Raw genomic sequence first — 18,347 nt, forward strand, 5'->3', positions numbered from 1 at the left:
CCTCCCCCGTCACCGCAGCCCCGACAAGGAAAGTGCGAATGAGAGATGAGCCACGAAGCTTTCGACGCCTCCGAAGGCAACCACCGAAAGACAGGACGCCTTTTCCCTACGGGCCCCGTCGGCACACCGCACGTGTTCGACGGCGTGGCAGCCGCCGTGCTCGATGATCGGGGCACGGTGCTGCGGTGGACCGGAACGGCCAGGGACCTGACGGGGTTCGCCGCCGAAGAGGTCTGCGGCCGCTCGGTGCCGGAGCTGCTGGCCGGATTCCCGGGCGAGGTGCGCAGCGTCACGGATGGGCCGACCTCCGGCCAGGTCCGGCTGGGGCGCCGGGAGCAAGGCGAAGTGCCGTCCTGTACAGCGCGCAGGCCCGGTGCTGTGATGAGGCGAGTGGAGGAGGTCTGAGATGCCCGAGACTCCGCGCCTCGTGAGCGATGTGATGACCCTGACGGTCGTGGCTGTCGGTCGCGACACACCCTTCAAGGAGATCGTCCGGACCATGGAGCAATGGAAGGTCAGTGCACTGCCGGTCCTGGATGGCGAGAGACGCGTCATCGGTGTGGTCTCCGAGGCCGATCTACTGCCCAAGGAGCAGTTCCGTGACAGCGCCTCGGGTCTCAGTGACCAACTCGGGCGCCAGTGCGAACTCGCCAAGGCGAGGGCGGTGACCGCAGCAGAGCTCATGAGCGCCCCTGCGGTCACGGTGCACCCCGGGGCCACCTTGGCTCAGGCAGCCCGGATCATGGCCGTGCGCCACGTCAAGAGGCTGCCTGTGGTCGATGACGCGGGCATGCTGCGGGGCGTCGTCAGCCGCGGCGATCTGCTGAAAGTGTTCCTGCGGTCGGACGAGGACATCGCGGAAGAGGTCCGCCGCACCGTGGTGTCCTGCCTGTTCCCCGCCCTCAGTCACACGATCCATGTGCACGTGCACGAGGGAGTCGTCACCCTCCGCGGAGAGCTCCGCGACACCTCGCTCATCTCGGTTGCCACGCGTCTCGCCCGTGCTGTGGAGGGCGTGGTCGATGTCGAGGCGCAACTGACCGGCCGCCCCACCACACCTGCTGGACCAGAGAGCACGCGGTGACGGGTGTGTGGATGGGCGGCCTCTCACTGGTCGGCCGGCCTGATGCGGCGGCCTGTGAGCCGCTTGGGCTGGATCGACACCCACATCTCACGCTTGCCGCCCGCCCACGGCTCGGTGTGGACCTGCTCGGCCGGCCGTCGCACGACGTCGTGCTCCGTGACGACTCGCGCGGGACCGACGACGAGAACGCTCCAGCCCTGGCTCATCACCTCGTCCACATGGTCGACCTCGAAGGCGACCTCCGCGCCCACAGCCGCCGCAGGCACCGAGTCGGGCATCGTCCGGTAGACGATCGCGTCACCGATGACCTCGTAGTTCACCGGGACGACCGCCGGACCGTCGGGGGTCGACACCGCTACGCGCCCCACACCGTGCGTGGAGAGCAGAGCGCGGCATTCGTCGGCGCTGAGATCCCGAAGCTCGGGGTGCAGGAAGGCGTGTCCCTGGCCCAGCGGCAGATCGACACCGCCCCCGCGCAGGGCTGCGACGCTGGTACCAAGAGCCGAGGCGAGCCGGATCAGTGTCGCCAGGCTCGGATCGGCCTGGCGTTCTTCCAGGTACGCGAGGTAGTCCGGAGCCATCGCAGCACGGCGGGCAGTCTCTTCCCTGCTCAAGCCCTGTCGCTCGCGCTCGGCAGCCACACGCCGGCCGATGTCGCCGGGGTTCGCTCCCGTCTCCCGTGGAGTGCTGTCGGACGGGCCTCCCCTCTCCACAGCGATCCGCCCGGAAGACTCGTTTGTACTCCCCTGCCCATGCCCAAGATGGCGGACGTGCGCGTCGGGCCCGGGGAACACCAGCGTCACCTCGTCTGTGTCCGACCAACGCACGTCGTACGGCGGTGTTCCATCCGCATGGTGCAGTCCGACGATTTCTCCGTCACGCCGGGTGGTGCCCGTCTTCGGACTCTCGATGACGAGTTGATCGCCGAGTTCAGCTCGCATGATCGCCACGTCTCCTCAAGGGTGATTTCGTAGTCCAACGTGTCACGAGCGGTGTGCCGCCGCATGTGGTCCGGCACTCGGGTGGCCGAGTGGACCGGTCTCGGGACCACGGCCACGAAGACGGGACGAGGGCTTACCGCTTCTACGAGTTCCAACCGCCGTGGGGCGATCGGCTACGGGGCCGCGGGCTTGGCCGCGTCCGTGGATGATCCACGGAGGGTGGCCAGACGGCGGTGGTATTCCTCGTCGTCGATCTCGCCGCGCGCGTACCGCTCGGCGAGGATCTGTTCAGGGCCGCTGCCCGAAGGCGCCTTCTGCCAGGAGCTGTGGCCTCCGCCGGGAGGCGTGGGACGGGCCAGAGCCCGGAAGAGCAGGACGCCGACTGTGAGGATCAACGCCCAGAACAGCAGCGTGCTGAGCGACATCACGAACCAGCCCCAGCCGTTCATGCCGTGGCCATACCAGAACATCATTTTCTGCCTCGCCTTCCCAGGTCGTCCGCGGCACGACGGCCGTGGCGGCAGCTCTCTCGGCATCCATCGTCACCCCCCGCCGGGCGTACGTGCGACGGGCCGGACGGCCCTGCTACAAGGACCACCGAGCCCTGCTCGGAACGAGTCGGTCCGGCAGCTCAGGCCCTTCCGGCGAAGGGCGATGACCAGCCCTAACGTGGAATCTGCAGCACCGCGACGACCGGGCTGCCCGCTCCATCACGAAGGGGCGCGCCATGAAGCCGGACCAACAGCCGCTCCCACCCCGACTGCACCTGCGCGTGGACGCCGAGCCGGGGCGCGTCACAGAGCAGCTCAACGCGCTCGCCCGGGCGCAGGAACGATTGCAGGGCCTGCTGGACGCCAGCAGGCCCCGGCTGCCCTGTCGGGCGGCCGGGGCGTCTGAGACGGAAGACGGCTGGTCAGCCATCCCACGTCCAGTCGGCGACCTCGGGCAGGTCCATGCCGCGCTCGCGGATCCAGGTGTGGTGGCGCTGCCGGGCGTCCTCCATGCGCTGACGTACGGCCGCCGCGCGGACTGCGAGGTCGGGGACGCGGTCGATGACGTCCATGACCAGGCGGTAGCGGTCGAGGTCGTTGCGGACCACCATGTCGAACGGCGTGGTGGTGGTGCCGATCTCCTTGTAGCCGCGTACATGCAGGTTCTTGTGGCCGGTGCGGCGGTAGGTGAGCCGGTGGATCAGCCACGGGTAGCCGTGATAGGCGAAGATGACCGGCTTGTCGGCGGTGAACAGTCCGTCGTACTCGAAGTCGGTCATCCCGTGCGGGTGTTCCTCACTCGGGAGCAACCGAGCGATGTCGACGACATTTACCACCCGCACGGCCAGCTCGGGCAGGTGCCGGCGCAGCAACTGCGCGGCGGCCAGCACCTCCTGGGTCGGCACGTCGCCCGCGCACGCCAGCACCACGTCCGGTTCACGGGAGCCGTCCTCCGTGCCGGCCCACTCCCAGATGCCGGCGCCGCGTCCGCAGTGGACCTTCGCATCCTCCATGGAGAGCCAATCGAAGCAAGGCTGCTTGCCCGCCACGATCACGTTGACGTAGTCCTTGCTGCGCAGGGCGTGGTCGGCCACGGACAGCAGCGTGTTGGCGTCCGGCGGGAAGTAGACCCGCACGGCCTCGGGGCTCTTGTTGAGGATGTGGTCGACGAAGCCGGGGTCCTGGTGGGAGAAGCCGTTGTGGTCCTGGCACCACACGTGTGAGGTGAGCAGGTAGTTGAGGGAGGCGATGGGGGCACGCCAGGACAGGTGGCGCGTGGTGCGGAGCCATTTGATGTGCTGGTTGACCATGGAGTCGACGATGTGGACGAACGCCTCGTAGCAGGAGAACAGTCCGTGCCGACCGGTGAGGAGATATCCCTCCAGCCAGCCCTGACAGGTGTGTTCGGAGAGGATCTCCATCACGCGGCCGTGACGTTCGAGGTGCTCGTCCACTTGGAGCACCTGGGCTTGCCAGGCCTTGCCGCTGGCCTCGTAGACCGCCTGGAGGCGGTTGGAGGCGGTCTCGTCGGGGCCGACGAGACGGAAGTCGCGCCGCCCGCTCGTGGCGCGCATGACGTCCTGGAGCATGTCGCCGAGAACACGGGTGGGTTCGTGCAGGGTCGCACCAGGCTTGTCGACCTCGACGGCGTACCTCTCCAGGGGCGGCAGGGGCAGCTCGTGCAGCAGTAGGCCGCCGTTGGCGTGGGGGTTGGCGCCCAGTCGCCGCTTGCCCTCGGGGGTGCATGTGAGCACGTCGGCGCGAGGGGCGCCGTGCTCGTCGAACAGCTCCTCCGGCCGGTAGGAGCGCAGCCACTGCTCCAGTTGCCGCAGGTGCTCGGGGTTCTCGCGCACGGCGGCGAGCGGCACCTGGTGGGCGCGCCAAGTGCCCTCCACAGGAAGGCCGTCGACCTCCGCCGGACCAGTCCAGCCCTTGGGGGTGCGCAGCACGATCACCGGCCAGTGCGGCCGCTCCCCGACCCCATCCTCACGGGCACTGCTCTGGATGGCCGCGATGCGCTCCAGTGCGTCGTCCATCGCGGCGGCCATCGCCCGGTGGACGGCCATCGGGTCGTCGCCGGTGACATGGATGGGGGCGTGTCCGTAGCCGCGCAGCAGGTCGTCGAGCTCGTGCTCGGGCAGGCGGGACAGCACGGTCGGGTTGGCGATCTTGTAGCCGTTGAGGTGCAGGATCGGCAGGACCGCGCCGTCGTGGACGGGGTCGAGGAACTTGTTGGAGTGCCAGGAGGCGGCCAGCGGCCCGGTCTCCGCCTCGCCGTCGCCGATGACGCAGGCGACCAGCAGGTCCGGGTTGTCGAGGGCGGCGCCGTAGGCGTGGGAGAGCGAGTAGCCGAGCTCGCCGCCCTCGTGGATCGAGCCCGGCGTCTCCGGTGCGACGTGGCTGGGCACCCCACCTGGGAAGGAGAACTGCCTGAACAGCCGCTCCATGCCGGCCGCGTCGCGCGTGATGTCCGGATACGTCTCGGTGTACGAGCCCTCCAGCCAGGAGTTGGCCAGCACGGCCGGGCCACCGTGACCCGGCCCCCAGATGCACAGGGCGTCCAGCTCGCGGGCCTTGATGACGCGGTTGAGGTGGGTGTGCACCAGGTTCAGGCCGGGCGACGTACCCCAGTGACCCAGCAGCCGCGGTTTGACGTGCTCGGGACGCAGAGGCTCGGTGAGCAGTGGGTTTGCCATGAGGTAGATCTGGCCGACGGACAGATAGTTCGCGGCGCGCCAGTGGGCGTCCAGCGACCTCAGCTCGTCCTCCTCCAGCTGGGCGGGCGCCTGCTGCGTGTCGACGGGCATCGGGGATCCTTTCCGAGTCGGGGCAGGGCTCCGGGTGCCGTACATGCCGGCCTGTACGCCCCACTTTCTGCCGCCACGCCGGGTAGTCGACAGGGCCGTTCGGGCCACACCTGCCGCGCAGTGGGCCGATCGGAGCATCCGTCGAAAGGAGTCCGGAGCCCTTCGTCACGAACACGCCCCGCTGAGCCAGAAGGCCAGGACTCACCCCGTTTACCTCACAGGAGGCCGGAAAGGCGTCCGCACACACGACCCGAAGGAGGCGCGCCCGTGGGAGCACTGGTCTGGCTGTTGATACCAGTCGTCGTCGGGGTGTGGGCCGGTATCTGGTCCCTACTCGTGCAACGCGTCCACAGGCCGCCGCTGGGGCGTGACTTCGCCCGCCACCAGCGGATGAAGGAAGTGTTGGAGCGGAACTCGGTCCCTGACAGGCGCTGAGGTCACAAGCCTTCGGCGGAATGCCTGCACGCATTGGTCAGCCCACACGCTCCCAGCCGCAGCGGGGAGGGCGAGCACCGAGCTGGGTGTCGCGGCTCCGATAGACGATGTTGCGCTCGCTGCCTTCGGTTGCCGCGCGGACACCGGTGAGGGTGTAGACCAGCGCGGCGGCGGCCACCACGGCGAGCAGGGCGAGGCCGGCCGCGTACGTCCCGTACTCGCCGTACAGCGAGCCCATCGCCAGCGGCGGCAGGAAGCCACCAAGTCCTCCCGCGGCGCCGACCACGCCGGTGACCGAGCCGACCTTGCCGGCCGGAGTCCGCAGGGCCACCAGGGCGAACGTCGCACCGCTGCCCGCCCCGAGCGCGGCGGCCATGGCCAGGAAGGCGATGGTTCCCACCGGCGCCAGGTCCGGAGTGAACGACTGCACGACCGCCCCCGCCACGACCACGGACAGCGCCGCGGCCAGCACCCGGACCGGGCCCAGCCGGTCGGACAGCCAGCCCCCGACCGGGCGCATCGCCACCGCGAGGAGCACGAACCCGGCCATGCGGTTCGCCGCGTCCGCCTGGGTCAGGCCGTAACCGGTCTTGAGGTAGGTGGGCAGGTACACGGAGAAGGCGACGTAGCCGCCGAACGCGACCGCGTACAGCACGGACGCCTGCCAGGTGATCCCGAGCTGCAGAGTGGCACCCAGCCGGCGGGCCAGCGGCTCGGTGGGCACGGTACGGCCGGGCGCGTCACGCAGCAGCACCGCGGCGATCAGAGCGTAGACGCCCAGGACCACGACGGTGATCAGGAACGGGGTGGACATGCTGTGCGCCTTGACCAGCTTGACCGTGGTCAGCGCGCTGATGGCGGTGCCTCCCATACCGGCACCGAAGATACCGATGGCCAGACCACGCCGCTCGGGCGGGAACCAGGCGTCCACCTGGGCCGTGTTGCCGGGGGTGCCGAGGTAGAGCTCGGAGGAAACCAGCACATACTCGTGGTCGACCTTCTTCAGGCCGGGAGGGTCGATGACGACGGCGCCGTACATGCCGTTGCCCATGTGCTGCAGCATCGGTGCCGCACTGCAGTGGTAGAGCCACGCACCGGCCCTGTCGGCCCGGAAGCGGTAGACCAGGCGCTGACCGGGCTGGATGGTGCGCATGGCCTGGTCGGGAGCGAGGGGGGCCGAACGGCCGGGTGCGCGAGGGCGCTTCGGCCCAGGCGCGGCCGGTACGGCTCGTCCAGCCTCCGCTCCCACGCACCACGGCAACCACACCCACCCGGCGGACCTCCCCACCTGGCCAACCCCCGCGCGCTCCGTACAACGCTCGTGGCGGGGCGGTCCTCGACCTCGTCGTGCAGGCTGGCGGGACGGGCACAGTGATGCCGGACGCACCGGCAGGCGCAGGCAGGTGTCCTGAAATGGTCTGCTCGGGGTACTCGCGCCGTCACAAGCCAAGTGACGGGAGGTGACGTTCATGTCGTCGGGTTCGCAGCAGCCTCACGGCCCGGCCCGGCAGTCGCCGGGGACGGAACCGGTGGGCGAGCTGGTGCAGCGTGCCTCGCAGCAGCTGACAGAACTGGTGCGCGGGGAAATGCGCCTGGCCCAGGCGGAGATGAAGGAGAAGGGCAGGCGTTACGGCAAGGGAGGCGGCCTGTTCGGCGGCGCCGGCCTGGTCGGGTTCCTGATGCTTCAGGCTCTGGTGGCTACCGTGATCGCCGCACTTGCGGTGGTGCTGCCGGTGTGGGCCGCAGCCCTCATCGTGACCGCCGTCCTCGGTGCGGTCGCCGCGGTGATGGCGTTGACAGGGAAGAAGGAGGTCGCCCATGCAGCGCCGCCCGCCCCTAAGGAGTCGATGGAGAGCGTGAAGGCCGACGTGGCCGAGATCAAGGAGCGTGCGCACCGATGACCCAGCCGCCTCACCACGAGCCGACCGCCCAGACCCCGCAGGAGCTGCGCGAGCAGGTCGAGCAGACCCGCCACGAGCTCGGGGAAACGGTGGAGGCGCTCGCGGCCGAGACCGACCCGAAGGCCCGCGCCCAGCAGAAGGCCGCCGACGTCAAGGACCAGGCCGCCGCCAAGGCCGGTGAACTGAAAGAACAGGCCGCCTCGAAGGCCGGTCAGTTGAAGGAAAAGGCTGCCGAGGCCGCATCCCTGGCGGCGGACCGGGTGCCCGGGCCGGTCAGGGACAAGGCCGCCCAGGCCGCCGGGCAGGCCCGCGCGCAGGCAGCCAAGGCCGGTCAGCTGTGGCAGGACAAGGCCCCCGAGCCGGTACGAGCCAAGACGTCCGAGGCCGCCAAGGTGGCTCGGGACAACCGTCTGCTGCTGGCCGCCGCGGGCGCGGCCGCCGCGCTCTGGGTGGTGTGCCGACGCCGGAAAGGATGAGGCCATGAAAGCGTCCAAGATCGCCTACAAGCCAGTTGGTCTGGTCCTCGGTGCGGTCAGCGGCATGCTCGCCGGTGCCCTGTTCAAGGGGGGCGTGGAAGATGCTGGGACATGAGGACGACGCCCCCGATGCCACCGATGAAGAGCGTGGCTGGGGGGGGGAGTGGTGACGGCCGCCGTGCTGCAGGGGGCAATCTTCGCCGGGACGAAGGCGGTCGTGGACCGTGCTGGGGCAGCCGCCACCCGCAGCCTGACCGGCACCTGGCCCGGCTGATCCCCTACAAGGATGCGGGGCCGGTACGACCCGGTACCGGCCCCGCGTTTGCCCGGTATCTCCACGAAAGCCCTTTGCGCAGATGTCTGATCAGAACGCGGCTACCACGCTGACCGCCGCAGCAGTCATCACGATGATCCTGATGGCCCGGGCAGCAGTCCTGCACCGCGGAAGACTTTGACCGCGATTTCGTCGCGGTCGTCGGCGAAGGTGTCTGGAAGCCCGGCGAGTAGTTCGAAGTCTTGCTTGCCAGTCGCCGCGTCGGCCACGGCGCTGAGGGGCAGGGTCTCGAACTCTGCTGCCGGCAAGGAAGTGTCCACGGCGACAGCGTGGGCGGCCAAGGCCGCGAAGACCTCAATGAGGCGTTCCCCCACCGCCACGTCAATGCCCCAGGACTGCAGCCGCTCTCGGCGGCGATCCTGGCGCCATGGCTCCTGGTCCAGCAGTGGCAGCAGGACGCGGCCCAGGTACGCCCAGCGACGCCACAGCGTGTCGTGGTCCGAGGTCATGATCGAGCCTCTCTGCAGAAGTTGGAGGGCCTGCCGCCCGAGCGGTGCAAGCCTCCGACTTCCCACTACACGCAGGCCAGGTACAGCACGGGGCTGTGCGCAGAGCCGCTGCTCGCAGAGCCGCCCGAGCCCACGAGGGTCCCGTACGTCGTCGTCCGGAAGGCATGGGTCGGGTCACCGGAGTGGTGCTCGCAGGATGCCCCTGCGGTCGACGATCGCAGCGGAGGCGCGCACTTGGACTGGCGCGCGGTCCCGATCGTCGTCCACTGGTTCGAGCAGTCGTTGAAGAGCTGCAGGTCCACCTCGCTGGTGCAGGCCATGGGACCGGCAGCGCGAGGAGGGCGAGGTTGTGCCGGCGGTCTTCATCGGCGACGAGGACGCCACCTCCAACTCGTCGAGACCTCCCCACGCCCTCGCCCCCAGTGATCGCCGAACTTGCCGAACGGGACTGCGAGATCAACCACTGGCGGTTCGGCGAGGAACTCACCAAGGCCCAGCTCGGCGAGCGCCCCGGGGTGTCCCAGATGCATGTCTCCCGGCTGATCTCCCGCCTGTTGACTCGCCTGCGCGAAGGCATGGTCAACGCCCACTGACGTCCGGAGCCGGGTCAGTCGGACGGTGATCCCGCGCCCTCGCGGGGGCACGGGAAGGTGGCAGGCGGTGTGCCCCACTTCGCGCGGTTCTGCCGGTCGGGCAGGATGCCGCAGCTGAGCAGGGTGGACGTGGCGCCGCCCGGCTGGGTGATCTCGCGGATGTAGACGGCCTTGTCGGGTGGGTACTTGTTCTTGGCGTCCAGTTGCAGCACGCCAGAGGCGCCGGGGTACTGGGACACGCCGTGGGCGGTGAGCCACAGGTAGATGTCGTTGGGCTGGACGTCCTGGGACGCCGGCAGCAGGTTCTCGATGACCTTGGAGACGATGCCGACGGTGTCGAAGCCGCCGGCCGCGTCGGCGTCGGCGCTCAGGTGCCCGAAGACGGCGGCGAAGTCCTGGGTGAACTGGGCGTAGGGATCCCGAGGGTCCGACGTGGGGGCGTTCGTCGTCTCGTAGAAGAGCGTCATGTACGGGTAGGCCCCTGCCGTCCGGGCGGGATGGAGCTGGAAGTCGATGGGGGCGCTCTCGGCGATCAGGGGAATGGTCGTGCCCTCGGGTGGCTGGCACTGGCCGCCGGCGCTCTGCATGGCGTTGAGGAGGCTCGGCAGCACGCCCGACCGTGCGAGGTAGACGACGATGCCGTGCGTGGCGGAGACCTTGTTGCACACGTCGGTGGCGATGCTGTCCGGTGTGGTGGCTCCGGGCTTTTCGCTGTAGGTGACCTCGTCGATGCCGCCGTAGGGCCGGTAGGCGCGCAGGAAGACGTTTCTGAGGTCCGTGCTGAAGGAGGTGTCGGTCGGGTCGTAGACGACGACGGCGTGGGGCCTGCCGCTGGTGAGGTGGTGGATCTCGGGGGAGCGGCGGACGAAGTCGGCGAAGATGGGGCCCAGGCGCGTGTCGGGAGCCGAGATCTGGAAGTAGCGCTGTGGGGAGTCGGGTCCGACCATGGTGCTGCCGGACACGCCGTTGGCGATGACCGGGATGCCGGCCTGGTCGAGTTCCTGGACCGCCTTGAGTGACTGGGGACGGCTCTGCGTGATGCCGATGACCGCCGCGATGTGGTCCTCGCGTTGCCGACTGATGATCATCTGTGCGACGTCCGGGTCCTTCGGTGTCGCGTCGTTGTGCGCGCCGTACTGGAAGTACTGGCCGGTGTTGGCGATGAGCAGGCGGATGGGCACTTTGTTCTGGCGGACGCCGGCGTTCAGCTTGTGCTGCTGGGCGATCGCGCCGCGCAGGATCTGCAGGCCGAGCGGAGGGTCGTCGTACACACCCTTCTGCAGGCTCAAGGGTGCGAGGAAGACCAGGGTGCGGTACCGCCCGTCGGGGATCCGGGCGTTCTCCTCGGCCACCTGGCGTTCCAGATCTCGCAGTTCCTTCCCCGGACCTCCGGGCACGGCCAGATCGCACTGCTCGCCGTCAGAGACACCCACCCGCTCACCGGTGGGGACGGTGACGCACGAGGGCGGTGCGGGACGCGCGGTCCCTGGCCAGAGAGAGACAGGGGCCAGGTAGAAGGCGGCGGTCGCCAGGGCCAGGGCCGGCAGCACCGATGGACGAACCCAGTCGAGGGGGTGGTCCTTGCGGACCGTGATGCCCGTGCCCTTCTCGATCTTGTTCTTCGCCGTGCCTTCCGTGTCGTCGTCGGCTGGCAGTGTGACGAGGCGTACGGGCTCGGGGCTGTCCTCGCTGAGGACGGCGAACACCTTGTCGGCGATGCCGTTCGGCCGGTCGAGGTCGGCGCCGAGCGGGACGGCGTAGTCAGGCGGCGGGCCCGCGCACCCGGCCAGGACGAGCAGCGGCCGGGAGGGATGGTCGCCGGCCAGTTCCGCGAACGTGCCGAGAAACGCCCGGCCGGGTCCGTCCGCGCCGTCGATCTCCGGGATAAGGACGACGAAGGACCACCGTCGTCGGGCCCACAGGTGACTCAGCCGGGTCCTGTCCCGAGTCGCTCTGCGCAGGTCGGTCAGGAGGGCGCGCAGCAGGATGCGTCGCACGCGGGCGTCCTCACGATCCAGTTCGCCGTCCCGGCAGAAGGAGAGAGCTGCGTCCAGGAAGTTGGCGGCATGGCACTCGTCCGCCACCCACCTGAGGCCCCAGTGCCGTAAGAACCACCGATAGCAAAGCTTGGGAACACCGACGACCATGGCGGCGACGAGCCCCTGGAGCCAGCCGGTGAGGACATGCTGCCCCAAGAAGTCCGCCGTGTACGCGCCGGCGCGAAGCGTCCTTCGTCGCTTCAGGAGTTCCGCGTAAAGGCTGTCGACGATGGGCTGCTGCTGGGACTGGAGGTCTCCCGTGCCGCGCTCCGACTCCAGCACGGCCCGGCACGTGTGGAAGGCGCGCAGCGACAGGCGCCCTGAAGACATGGTGAGCTGGAATCTCAGCGCCACTCGGTCGACCGCCGCGAGGAAACCGCCGGTCAGTTCCGCGTCGTCGACGACCGCGTGCGGCGCCTGGCCGTGTGCGTTGCCGTGCCCTCGTGCCAGTCGGTGTTCGTACTCCCGGATGACGAAGGCGGCCCATCGGGGATCACCGCCGTCCTGCCTGCCGAGCACCAGAGCAGGTACTCTCTCGGCCCCGGACCTCCTGGCCGCGAAGGTGTCGAGCTGGCGTATCAGGCGGTCCGACCACCTGGGGTAGGCCGGCGTCGAGTCCGCAGATGCAGGAGAGTTGGGCACACGTGCCTCCCGGGAAGAAGTAGGGAGGTCAACATGCCATGAGCACATGGCTCGCAAGCGCTTCGTATCCGCCAGTGACTCCTACTGCCTGGTTCGGATCATTTCTATGTCGGCGGGTGGCAGCGCCGTGCTGCGAGAGTTCCGCGCCTTGACGGCATTACGTCACAGATCTCGCGCAGGTACGTCGGCTGGATCAAGAGTGGTTCGGCCGCCGACTGATTGCTTCCTGGTCCGGAGCCACGGCCCCGCGTCGTGACGGTGGGACAGGCTCGACGGTACGGAATGATCACTGGGCGATGCGCGACCTTCCTGCCTTGTCAGGGCATCTCAATCTTGCAGTTTCCGCGTGGGGGGCACCGATGGACGGCGAACCGTGCGATCAGAGCGGCGGCGCCCGTGGCGTCCGTCGACGTGGGTGAGGAGGTCAGACCGGGATGCGGGCGGAAGGGGGCGGCCGAAGAGCAGGTCGTAGCCTGCGGGGAGCTGGAGCAGGACCTGGCTTGGGAGGTCGTGGCCCGCAGCGTCGGCGACGATGCTGGCGCTGACGTCCAGCCTGTCAGCTACGCGCGACAGGCCAGGGCGGCTTGTCTGCCGGGGCGGATGCCCCCCGGACGCCACACTCCCGCCCCGGTACGCTCCTCGCCGGCGGGGCCGGCCCGGTGACCTCCACAGTCGCCGGGCGCAGCAGGTTCTCGCCCAGACGGTAGCCGGGACGCAGAACCGCCGAGCACACCAGGCGGTCCGCAGCGGCGCAGACATGGTGGGTGAGAGCGTCGTGGCACGCGGGATCGAACAGATCGCCCACCTCACCGAAGGACGTGACGCCCAACGAGCCGAGCTGCTCCTGCAGGCTGTCGGCGATGTCCTTCAGACCGGGCGTCAGCGGCTCGTGCGCCAACGCCCGGTCGACGGCGTCCAGCACGGGCAGCAGCGCCCGCACCACGTTGGCCACCGCGATCTCGCGCACGGCCAGGCGGTCCCGCCGCACCCGCTTGCGGTAGTTGTCGTACTCGGCCTTCACCCGCTGCAGGTCGGCGGTCCGCTCCTTCACCAGGCGCCGCAGCTTGTCCAGCTCGGTGCTCCGCGGACCGCTCCTGGTCATCGTCAACCAGCCTCCGGCTTGTCGTCGTCGACGATCTCGGCGTCCACCACGTCATCATCGGACGAACCACCGCTCGTACCGCCGCCCGCGGACGCGCCGGCCGCACCCGCCGGCTGCTCGGCCCGGGACTGCTGATACAGGGCGGTGCCGATCTTCTGCGCGGCCTGTGCGGTGCGATCGATCGCCTGCCGGATCGCGGCGGTGTCCTCTCCCTTCAGCTTCTCCTTCAGTTCGGCCAGCGCCGTCTCCGTCTCGGACTTGGCGTCCGCCGGGATGTGCTCGGCGTTGTCCTTCAGGAGCTTCTCGGTCGAGTAGACGAGCTGCTCACCCTGGTTGCGGGTCTCGGCCGCCTCCCGGCGCCGGCGGTCCTCCTCGGCGTGCTGCTCGGCCTCGCGGACCATGCGGTCGATGTCGTCCCTGGGCAGCGCCGAGCCGCCGGTCACCGTCATCTTCTGCTCCTTGCCGGTGCCCAGGTCCTTGGCCGAGACGTGCATGATGCCGTTGGCGTCGATGTCGAAGGTCACCTCGATCTGCGGCACTCCGCGCGGCGCCGGGGCGATGCCGGTCAGCTCGAACATGCCGAGTTTCTTGTTGTACGCGGCGATCTCCCGTTCGCCCTGGAAGACCTGGATCGTCACGGAGGGCTGGTTGTCCTCGGCGGTGGTGAAGATCTCCGAACGGCGGGTCGGGATGGTGGTGTTGCGCTCGATCAGCTTGGTCATGATGCCGCCCTTGGTCTCGATGCCGAGGGACAGCGGGGTGACGTCGAGCAGCAGGACGTCCTTGACCTCGCCCTTGAGGACACCGGCCTGGAGCGAGGCGCCGACGGCGACGACCTCGTCGGGGTTGACGCCCTTGTGCGGGTCCTTGCCGGTCAGCTCCTTCACCAGCTCGGTCACCGCGGGCATGCGGGTGGAGCCGCCCACCAGGACGACGTGGTCGATGTCTGAGACCTTGATCCCGGCGTCCTTGATCGCGTTGTGGAACGGCGCCTTGCACCGCTCCAGCAGGTCGGCAGTGAGCTGCTGGAACTGGGCGCGGGTGAGCTTCTCGTCCAGGTGCAGCGGGCCCTCGGCCGAGGCGGTGATGTAGGGCAGGTTGATGGTCGTCTCGGTGGACGACGACAGCTCGACCTTCGCCTTCTCCGCCGCCTCCCTGAGGCGCTGCACGGCCATCTTGTCCTTGGACAGGTCGACGCCGTAGTGGTTCTTGAACTGCGTCACCAGATGGTCGACGATCCGCTGGTCCCAGTCGTCACCGCCCAGGTGGGTGTCGCCGTTGGTGGCCTTGACCTCGATGACGCCCTCGCCCATCTCCAGCAGCGACACGTCGAAGGTGCCGCCGCCCAGGTCGAAGACCAGGACCGTCTGGTCGTTCTCCTTGTCCAGCCCGTACGCCAGCGCGGCGGCCGTCGGCTCGTTGATGATCCGCAGCACGTTCAGGCCCGCGATCTCACCGGCCTCCTTCGTCGCCTGCCGCTGGGCGTCGTCGAAGTAGGCGGGCACGGTGATCACCGCGTCGGTGACGTCCTCGCCCAGGTACGCCCCCGCGTCCCGCTTCAGCTTCTGCAGCACGCGCGCGGAGATCTCCTGCGCGGTGTACCGCTTGCCGTCGACGTCCCCGTGCTCGGGAAAGCGCCAGGCGTGATCGCCCATGTGCCGCTTGACCGAGCGCGCGGTGCGCTCGACGTTCGTCACGGCCTGCCGCTTGGCCACCTCGCCGACGAGGACCTCGCCGTTCTTGGAGAACGCCACCACCGACGGGGTCGTCCGCGCGCCTTCGGTGTTGGTGATGACGGTGGGTTCGCCGCCCTCCAGTACCGAGACCACCGAGTTCGTCGTTCCCAGGTCGATACCAACCGCACGTGCCATCTGTGCTCTCCTCCTCGTCCTCACCCTCGTTCTTCGTCTCACCGGCCGGGAATCCACCGGACCGGACCCGCACGCAGCGGCGGCTCGGGACGCACGTCCCCGAGCACCACCGCGTACCGCCATGCGGACCGCGCCGGCACGGTAGGGACAGCGCCTCGATCAGGCGCCGGCAGCGTGTGCTCGAGGCGCTGGTCGTAGGCCGCCCGCAGGATGGGGTCGCGCAGCGTCTCGTAAGCCGACCGCACTTCACCGAACCGTGCGGCGGTGTCCGCGTCCACTCGGGTGTCGGGGCGCAGTTCCCGCACCCGGGCGCGGAAGGCCGAGGTGATCGCCTCGGCCGTCGCCGAGGGCTGCACCCCCAGCACCGCGTACAGCTCGTGTTCCTGCTCCCGCACCCGCATGTCCGGCCACCTCCTCGCCCGTCCTGAGCTGCGGTTTCCTACCCACTTGCCTACCTTTCTGAAATAAAACTTGAGTCTTGCCTTGTCAAGTCTGGGCGAGGTATAGGTGAGGTGTCCGCGTTACTGCCGTGACTGCGCGGAACGCAGAGCGGCGCAGTGGGCGAAGGAGTGGAAGCAGAGGTCCAAGGACGCCGACCGTGGCGGCTCGCGCGCAGACACTGAGACGCAGAGAGCGGGGTGCGGATCATGGCACTGTTCCTCGCCGCGGACTTCGCGGCGTCCGTCCACGCGCAGCACCGGCATCATCTGACTCTGGACCTGTCCGGACTGACCCATGCCGACGCCGACGGACTCACCGCTCTGATGTCCGTGTGGACGCTGCTGGACCGGGACCAGGGAGAGCTACGCCTGGTATGCCCTCAAGGACGGACGGAGCGGCTGCTGCACAGCAGCGGCGACGCTTCAGACCTGCCCGTGTATCCCTCCCTCGACGCGGCCCTGTCAGCACCCCGGATCGTTCCTGCGCACCGGATGGGAGGTGCAGTGCAGTGATCACCGAACTCGCTGTCGAACGTGTGGAGTTCACCTGCGGCTCGTGCTGGCACAGCTGGAGCGTCGACTACGACGTCCAGCGCTACCGAGACGCTCTCGACGCCGAGTGGGAGGTCTTCTACCGCGACAACACCGCCGTTGCCTCCCCGTATACGCCGCAGGGCTCCCCGCCCTGCGAGCACTGCGGCCGCCGCTGGGTCGGACGCCTGGTGGCGCGCCGGCCCGTGCCGCTGCCCGGTGACGCCGAGGCGCCGCGCAGCCGTGTCCCGGTCGAGGGCGGCCATCGTCCCGAGCGGCACACCGCGCCGATGCTGCACGCCGCCGGTCACTCGCAGCCGCAACCCGGCGAACGAGCAGCCCAGCAGTCCAGGAAGCCGTCCGGGTGATCCGGACAGTGCGCGCCTGCCCCTTGAAGGCGGGCGCGCACTGTGGGCCAGGGACCTCGCACGCCGATTTCCTGGGCGCTGCGGCGGGACCCTCGGGGGCGTCACGATCGGCACTCACGTGTGAGCTGCGGCATTGTCGGTTCACGTGGTCGGCCTCCACGATGACCGGACCAGACGAGGTCGAGAAAGGCAGCTCCTCATGGGTGATCATGTGCACGTGCGGCTCAGCCAGGGGCTGAGCGTGTCGGCCGAGGGAGAACTGATCGAGCACTCCCGCTGCCGGTGCGGGGCCACCTTCACCAAGGTGTTCGACGCGGACGGCAGGAAGCCGCAGGGCCCGGCCCCGTCCTGATGCGCTCCCGGCGCCGGACGCGAGAGGCCGGCAAGGACCCTGTTCGTTGTGCTGCTGGTCTACCGGCGGGTGGTCCGGGAGAGTATGCACGTCGAGGGGTCGATCGCCATGCTGGAGCGACTGCTGCCCTGGTGGCCGGGGAAGATCTTCGTCCTGGTGCTCCTCGGGTTCGCGTACACCAGCACATCCCATCCGCCCTCAGGTTTGCGCTGGGCGGCGGATTCCAGCAGCGGTACCCGGTGCCGCTCGTTGAGGTAGCGTCTCGCACACCAGGTCCACTTCCCGGCGCAACTCAGGGCTGACGTGCCCGGCCAGCAGCGCCGCAAGGCCACGGTCCACCACGGCGGCGGCCACCTGGCTCGGCAGCCCCCGACGTCACGACCCCCACACGCCGCACGGCATCGTCCGCTGCCCGGGCGACCGCGTCCGGGTGGACGCCGCAGCAGCAGGTCGGCAAGGCGGTCGTCGAGCTCGCGCTGGATGGTCCGGCGCAGCGGGCGGGCGCCGAACTCGGGCTGGTGGCCGAGGTTGGCCAGCAGGTCGGCCGCGCCGGCGCTGATGTCCAGGGTGATGTCCTGGGCGTGCAGACGCCGGCGGGTGTGTTCCAGCTGCAGGAGCTGCCCGGCTTCCTCGTAGCCGACGTAGCCGGGGGGCGCCGACCAGGCGGGAGACGGTGTGCTTCTCCTGGAACTCGCTCATGTCAAAGCGGATCATCCGTCCCTCGTCGCCGAACAGGGCGGCGGCCAGCGCGCGGGAGAGTTCGGTCTTGCCCACCCCGGTGGGGCCGAGGAAGAGGAAGGAGCCGACCGGCACGCCGACGGAGGCCAGGGACGGCAGCAGGGCCCTGGACTGATGCCCGAGGCCCTGAAGTCGCGGTGTCGCTGTGGCGTCAGCTGCCCAGTTCCTTGCGGTCGCTGCCGCCGCTGATGGCGATCTTGCGTGGCTTGGCCTGCTCGGCGACCGGGATCTGCAGCCTCAGCACACCGGCCTCGTAGGAGGCTTCGATCTTGTCGGTGTCGAGGGTCTCGCCGAGGAACAGCTGTCGGCTGAACGTCCCCGCGGGCCGCTCGGTGATCACCGTGTCACAGTTCTCGCCGTACGCCGGCTTGCGTTCGGCCTTCACCGTCAGGACGTTGCGCTCGACATCGAGGTCGATCGACTCAGGGTCCACGCCCGGCAGGTCCAGCTCCACGAAGAACGTCTCGCCCTCGCGCCAGGCGTCCATCGGCATGCCCGCCGGGTGCGCGGTCGTGCCCCAGACCCGCTCGACGAGCCGGTCAAGCTCGCGGAAGGGATCCGTACGCATCAGCATCTGTCGGCCCTCCTTCACGTCGTCCCGCGTCCTTTCGCTCTACTTCTGATGTACCACTGCGCCGAAAAGTTGACAACTATCGGCTCAACTTTTTTCGGGCGTTGGTGGCGGTGGCCTGCCGCCGCCTGGCCGCACACGCCAAGCCCCGCAAGATCGCCACCTCCGGCGGCACACCCAAG

The 18,347-nt window shown here is 69.3% G+C and carries 20 protein-coding genes and 3 pseudogenes; 10 read left to right on the forward strand and 13 right to left on the reverse strand.

Annotated elements, in window-relative coordinates; genetic code table 11:
* Positions 1–45: 45 nt before the first annotated feature.
* Together ACFYOH_RS23825 and ACFYOH_RS23830 are read left to right on the forward strand one after the other, a co-directional pair.
* Positions 46–405, forward strand: coding sequence for a PAS domain-containing protein (locus ACFYOH_RS23825; protein WP_388628735.1), 360 nt, complete (start codon positions 46–48; stop codon positions 403–405).
* Position 406: 1 nt separating this feature from the next.
* On the forward strand, positions 407–1,084 hold the full coding sequence (locus ACFYOH_RS23830; RefSeq protein WP_388628738.1) for a CBS domain-containing protein: 678 nt from the start codon (positions 407–409) through the stop codon (positions 1,082–1,084).
* A gap of 23 nt (positions 1,085–1,107) precedes the next feature.
* Here the strand turns inward: ACFYOH_RS23830 and ACFYOH_RS23835 are convergent, their stop codons facing one another.
* From ACFYOH_RS23835 to ACFYOH_RS23850, 4 genes are all read right to left on the reverse strand, one after another.
* Positions 1,108–2,025: a DUF1918 domain-containing protein gene (locus ACFYOH_RS23835; protein WP_388628741.1), complete on the reverse strand. Its 918-nt coding sequence runs from the start codon at positions 2,023–2,025 to the stop codon at positions 1,108–1,110.
* 173 nt (positions 2,026–2,198) lie between these two features.
* Positions 2,199–2,498, reverse strand: coding sequence for an SHOCT domain-containing protein (locus ACFYOH_RS23840; RefSeq protein WP_388628744.1), 300 nt, complete (start codon positions 2,496–2,498; stop codon positions 2,199–2,201).
* A gap of 440 nt (positions 2,499–2,938) precedes the next feature.
* Positions 2,939–5,323: a phosphoketolase gene (locus ACFYOH_RS23845; protein WP_388628747.1), complete on the reverse strand. Its 2,385-nt coding sequence runs from the start codon at positions 5,321–5,323 to the stop codon at positions 2,939–2,941.
* Positions 5,324–5,795: 472 nt separating this feature from the next.
* Positions 5,796–6,911 carry an MFS transporter gene (locus ACFYOH_RS23850; protein ID WP_388628750.1) on the reverse strand — a complete coding sequence of 372 codons (1,116 nt, stop codon included), beginning with the start codon at positions 6,909–6,911 and terminating at the stop codon, positions 5,796–5,798.
* 316 nt (positions 6,912–7,227) lie between these two features.
* Between ACFYOH_RS23850 and ACFYOH_RS23855 the strand changes: the two genes are divergently transcribed.
* The 3 genes and pseudogenes from ACFYOH_RS23855 to ACFYOH_RS23865 all read left to right on the forward strand — a co-directional run bounded on the left by ACFYOH_RS23855 (position 7,228) and on the right by ACFYOH_RS23865 (position 8,409).
* Positions 7,228–7,659, forward strand: a complete 432-nt coding sequence (locus ACFYOH_RS23855; RefSeq protein WP_388628753.1) for a phage holin family protein — start codon at positions 7,228–7,230, stop codon at positions 7,657–7,659.
* Entirely contained in the window at positions 7,656–8,135 is a 480-nt protein-coding gene (locus ACFYOH_RS23860; protein ID WP_388628756.1) for a DUF3618 domain-containing protein, read from the forward strand. The genes ACFYOH_RS23855 and ACFYOH_RS23860 overlap by 4 nt, the downstream gene beginning before the upstream one ends.
* Before the next feature lie 4 nt (positions 8,136–8,139).
* Positions 8,140–8,409, forward strand: a pseudogene (locus ACFYOH_RS23865) (DUF4235 domain-containing protein).
* A 128-nt stretch (positions 8,410–8,537) separates the two neighbouring features.
* Here ACFYOH_RS23865 and ACFYOH_RS23870 read toward each other — a convergent pair.
* Complete coding sequence (locus tag ACFYOH_RS23870; RefSeq protein ID WP_388628759.1) at positions 8,538–8,918, reverse strand: hypothetical protein; 381 nt, start codon at positions 8,916–8,918, stop codon at positions 8,538–8,540.
* Between the two features lie 65 nt (positions 8,919–8,983).
* Positions 8,984–9,238 (reverse strand): hypothetical protein, encoded by a 255-nt coding sequence (locus ACFYOH_RS23875; RefSeq protein ID WP_388628762.1) that lies wholly within the window; start codon positions 9,236–9,238, stop codon positions 8,984–8,986.
* Between the two features lie 102 nt (positions 9,239–9,340).
* Between ACFYOH_RS23875 and ACFYOH_RS23880 the strand changes: the two genes are divergently transcribed.
* The gene (locus tag ACFYOH_RS23880) at positions 9,341–9,511 is read left to right on the forward strand and encodes a sigma factor-like helix-turn-helix DNA-binding protein (protein ID WP_388628765.1); all 171 of its coding nucleotides are present in this window, start codon (positions 9,341–9,343) and stop codon (positions 9,509–9,511) included.
* Positions 9,512–9,525: 14 nt separating this feature from the next.
* Here the strand turns inward: ACFYOH_RS23880 and ACFYOH_RS23885 are convergent, their stop codons facing one another.
* The 5 genes and pseudogenes from ACFYOH_RS23885 to ACFYOH_RS23905 all read right to left on the reverse strand — a co-directional run bounded on the left by ACFYOH_RS23885 (position 9,526) and on the right by ACFYOH_RS23905 (position 15,566).
* Positions 9,526–12,069 carry an ABC transporter substrate-binding protein gene (locus tag ACFYOH_RS23885; protein ID WP_388628768.1) on the reverse strand — a complete coding sequence of 848 codons (2,544 nt, stop codon included), beginning with the start codon at positions 12,067–12,069 and terminating at the stop codon, positions 9,526–9,528.
* 564 nt (positions 12,070–12,633) lie between these two features.
* Positions 12,634–12,741, reverse strand: a pseudogene (locus ACFYOH_RS23890) (DUF2267 domain-containing protein); the annotation flags it as partial.
* A 7-nt stretch (positions 12,742–12,748) separates the two neighbouring features.
* On the reverse strand, positions 12,749–13,294 hold the full coding sequence (grpE, locus tag ACFYOH_RS23895) for a nucleotide exchange factor GrpE (RefSeq protein WP_388628771.1): 546 nt from the start codon (positions 13,292–13,294) through the stop codon (positions 12,749–12,751).
* Positions 13,295–13,296: 2 nt separating this feature from the next.
* Positions 13,297–15,165: a molecular chaperone DnaK gene (dnaK, locus tag ACFYOH_RS23900; protein WP_388628774.1), complete on the reverse strand. Its 1,869-nt coding sequence runs from the start codon at positions 15,163–15,165 to the stop codon at positions 13,297–13,299.
* A 38-nt stretch (positions 15,166–15,203) separates the two neighbouring features.
* The gene (locus tag ACFYOH_RS23905) at positions 15,204–15,566 is read right to left on the reverse strand and encodes a J domain-containing protein (RefSeq protein ID WP_388628776.1); all 363 of its coding nucleotides are present in this window, start codon (positions 15,564–15,566) and stop codon (positions 15,204–15,206) included.
* A gap of 246 nt (positions 15,567–15,812) precedes the next feature.
* Here ACFYOH_RS23905 and ACFYOH_RS23910 point away from each other — a divergent pair, with 246 nt between their 5' ends.
* The 4 genes from ACFYOH_RS23910 to ACFYOH_RS23925 all read left to right on the forward strand — a co-directional run bounded on the left by ACFYOH_RS23910 (position 15,813) and on the right by ACFYOH_RS23925 (position 17,114).
* Complete coding sequence (locus tag ACFYOH_RS23910) at positions 15,813–16,118, forward strand: STAS domain-containing protein (protein ID WP_388628778.1); 306 nt, start codon at positions 15,813–15,815, stop codon at positions 16,116–16,118.
* Positions 16,115–16,504: a hypothetical protein gene (locus ACFYOH_RS23915; protein WP_388628781.1), complete on the forward strand. Its 390-nt coding sequence runs from the start codon at positions 16,115–16,117 to the stop codon at positions 16,502–16,504. Before ACFYOH_RS23910 ends, ACFYOH_RS23915 begins: the two co-directional genes overlap by 4 nt.
* Before the next feature lie 199 nt (positions 16,505–16,703).
* The gene (locus tag ACFYOH_RS23920; RefSeq protein ID WP_388628783.1) at positions 16,704–16,856 is read left to right on the forward strand and encodes a hypothetical protein; all 153 of its coding nucleotides are present in this window, start codon (positions 16,704–16,706) and stop codon (positions 16,854–16,856) included.
* A gap of 48 nt (positions 16,857–16,904) precedes the next feature.
* Entirely contained in the window at positions 16,905–17,114 is a 210-nt protein-coding gene (locus tag ACFYOH_RS23925) for a hypothetical protein (protein WP_388629295.1), read from the forward strand.
* 182 nt (positions 17,115–17,296) lie between these two features.
* Here the strand turns inward: ACFYOH_RS23925 and ACFYOH_RS23930 are convergent.
* Positions 17,297–17,666 (reverse strand): annotated as a pseudogene (locus tag ACFYOH_RS23930) (AAA family ATPase); the annotation flags it as partial.
* 79 nt (positions 17,667–17,745) lie between these two features.
* The gene (locus tag ACFYOH_RS23935) at positions 17,746–18,168 is read right to left on the reverse strand and encodes an Hsp20/alpha crystallin family protein (protein ID WP_388628786.1); all 423 of its coding nucleotides are present in this window, start codon (positions 18,166–18,168) and stop codon (positions 17,746–17,748) included.
* Between the last annotated feature and the right edge of the window lie 179 nt (positions 18,169–18,347).

The organism is Streptomyces sp. NPDC007856, assembly GCF_042868225.1.
GTDB lineage: Bacteria > Actinomycetota > Actinomycetes > Streptomycetales > Streptomycetaceae > Streptomyces.

Coding starts and splice junctions, on each gene's coding strand:
- ACFYOH_RS23825 (WP_388628735.1), top strand. CDS start 46: ATGAGCCACGAAGCTTTCGACGCCTCCGAAGGCAACCACCGAAAGACA.
- ACFYOH_RS23830 (WP_388628738.1), top strand. CDS start 407: ATGCCCGAGACTCCGCGCCTCGTGAGCGATGTGATGACCCTGACGGTC.
- ACFYOH_RS23835 (WP_388628741.1), bottom strand. CDS start 2,025: ATGCGAGCTGAACTCGGCGATCAACTCGTCATCGAGAGTCCGAAGACG.
- ACFYOH_RS23840 (WP_388628744.1), bottom strand. CDS start 2,498: ATGATGTTCTGGTATGGCCACGGCATGAACGGCTGGGGCTGGTTCGTG.
- ACFYOH_RS23845 (WP_388628747.1), bottom strand. CDS start 5,323: ATGCCCGTCGACACGCAGCAGGCGCCCGCCCAGCTGGAGGAGGACGAG.
- ACFYOH_RS23850 (WP_388628750.1), bottom strand. CDS start 6,911: ATGCGCACCATCCAGCCCGGTCAGCGCCTGGTCTACCGCTTCCGGGCC.
- ACFYOH_RS23855 (WP_388628753.1), top strand. CDS start 7,228: ATGTCGTCGGGTTCGCAGCAGCCTCACGGCCCGGCCCGGCAGTCGCCG.
- ACFYOH_RS23860 (WP_388628756.1), top strand. CDS start 7,656: ATGACCCAGCCGCCTCACCACGAGCCGACCGCCCAGACCCCGCAGGAG.
- ACFYOH_RS23870 (WP_388628759.1), bottom strand. CDS start 8,918: ATGACCTCGGACCACGACACGCTGTGGCGTCGCTGGGCGTACCTGGGC.
- ACFYOH_RS23875 (WP_388628762.1), bottom strand. CDS start 9,238: ATGGCCTGCACCAGCGAGGTGGACCTGCAGCTCTTCAACGACTGCTCG.
- grpE (WP_388628771.1), bottom strand. CDS start 13,294: ATGACCAGGAGCGGTCCGCGGAGCACCGAGCTGGACAAGCTGCGGCGC.
- dnaK (WP_388628774.1), bottom strand. CDS start 15,165: ATGGCACGTGCGGTTGGTATCGACCTGGGAACGACGAACTCGGTGGTC.
- ACFYOH_RS23905 (WP_388628776.1), bottom strand. CDS start 15,566: ATGCGGGTGCGGGAGCAGGAACACGAGCTGTACGCGGTGCTGGGGGTG.
- ACFYOH_RS23910 (WP_388628778.1), top strand. CDS start 15,813: ATGGCACTGTTCCTCGCCGCGGACTTCGCGGCGTCCGTCCACGCGCAG.
- ACFYOH_RS23920 (WP_388628783.1), top strand. CDS start 16,704: ATGGGTGATCATGTGCACGTGCGGCTCAGCCAGGGGCTGAGCGTGTCG.
- ACFYOH_RS23935 (WP_388628786.1), bottom strand. CDS start 18,168: ATGCTGATGCGTACGGATCCCTTCCGCGAGCTTGACCGGCTCGTCGAG.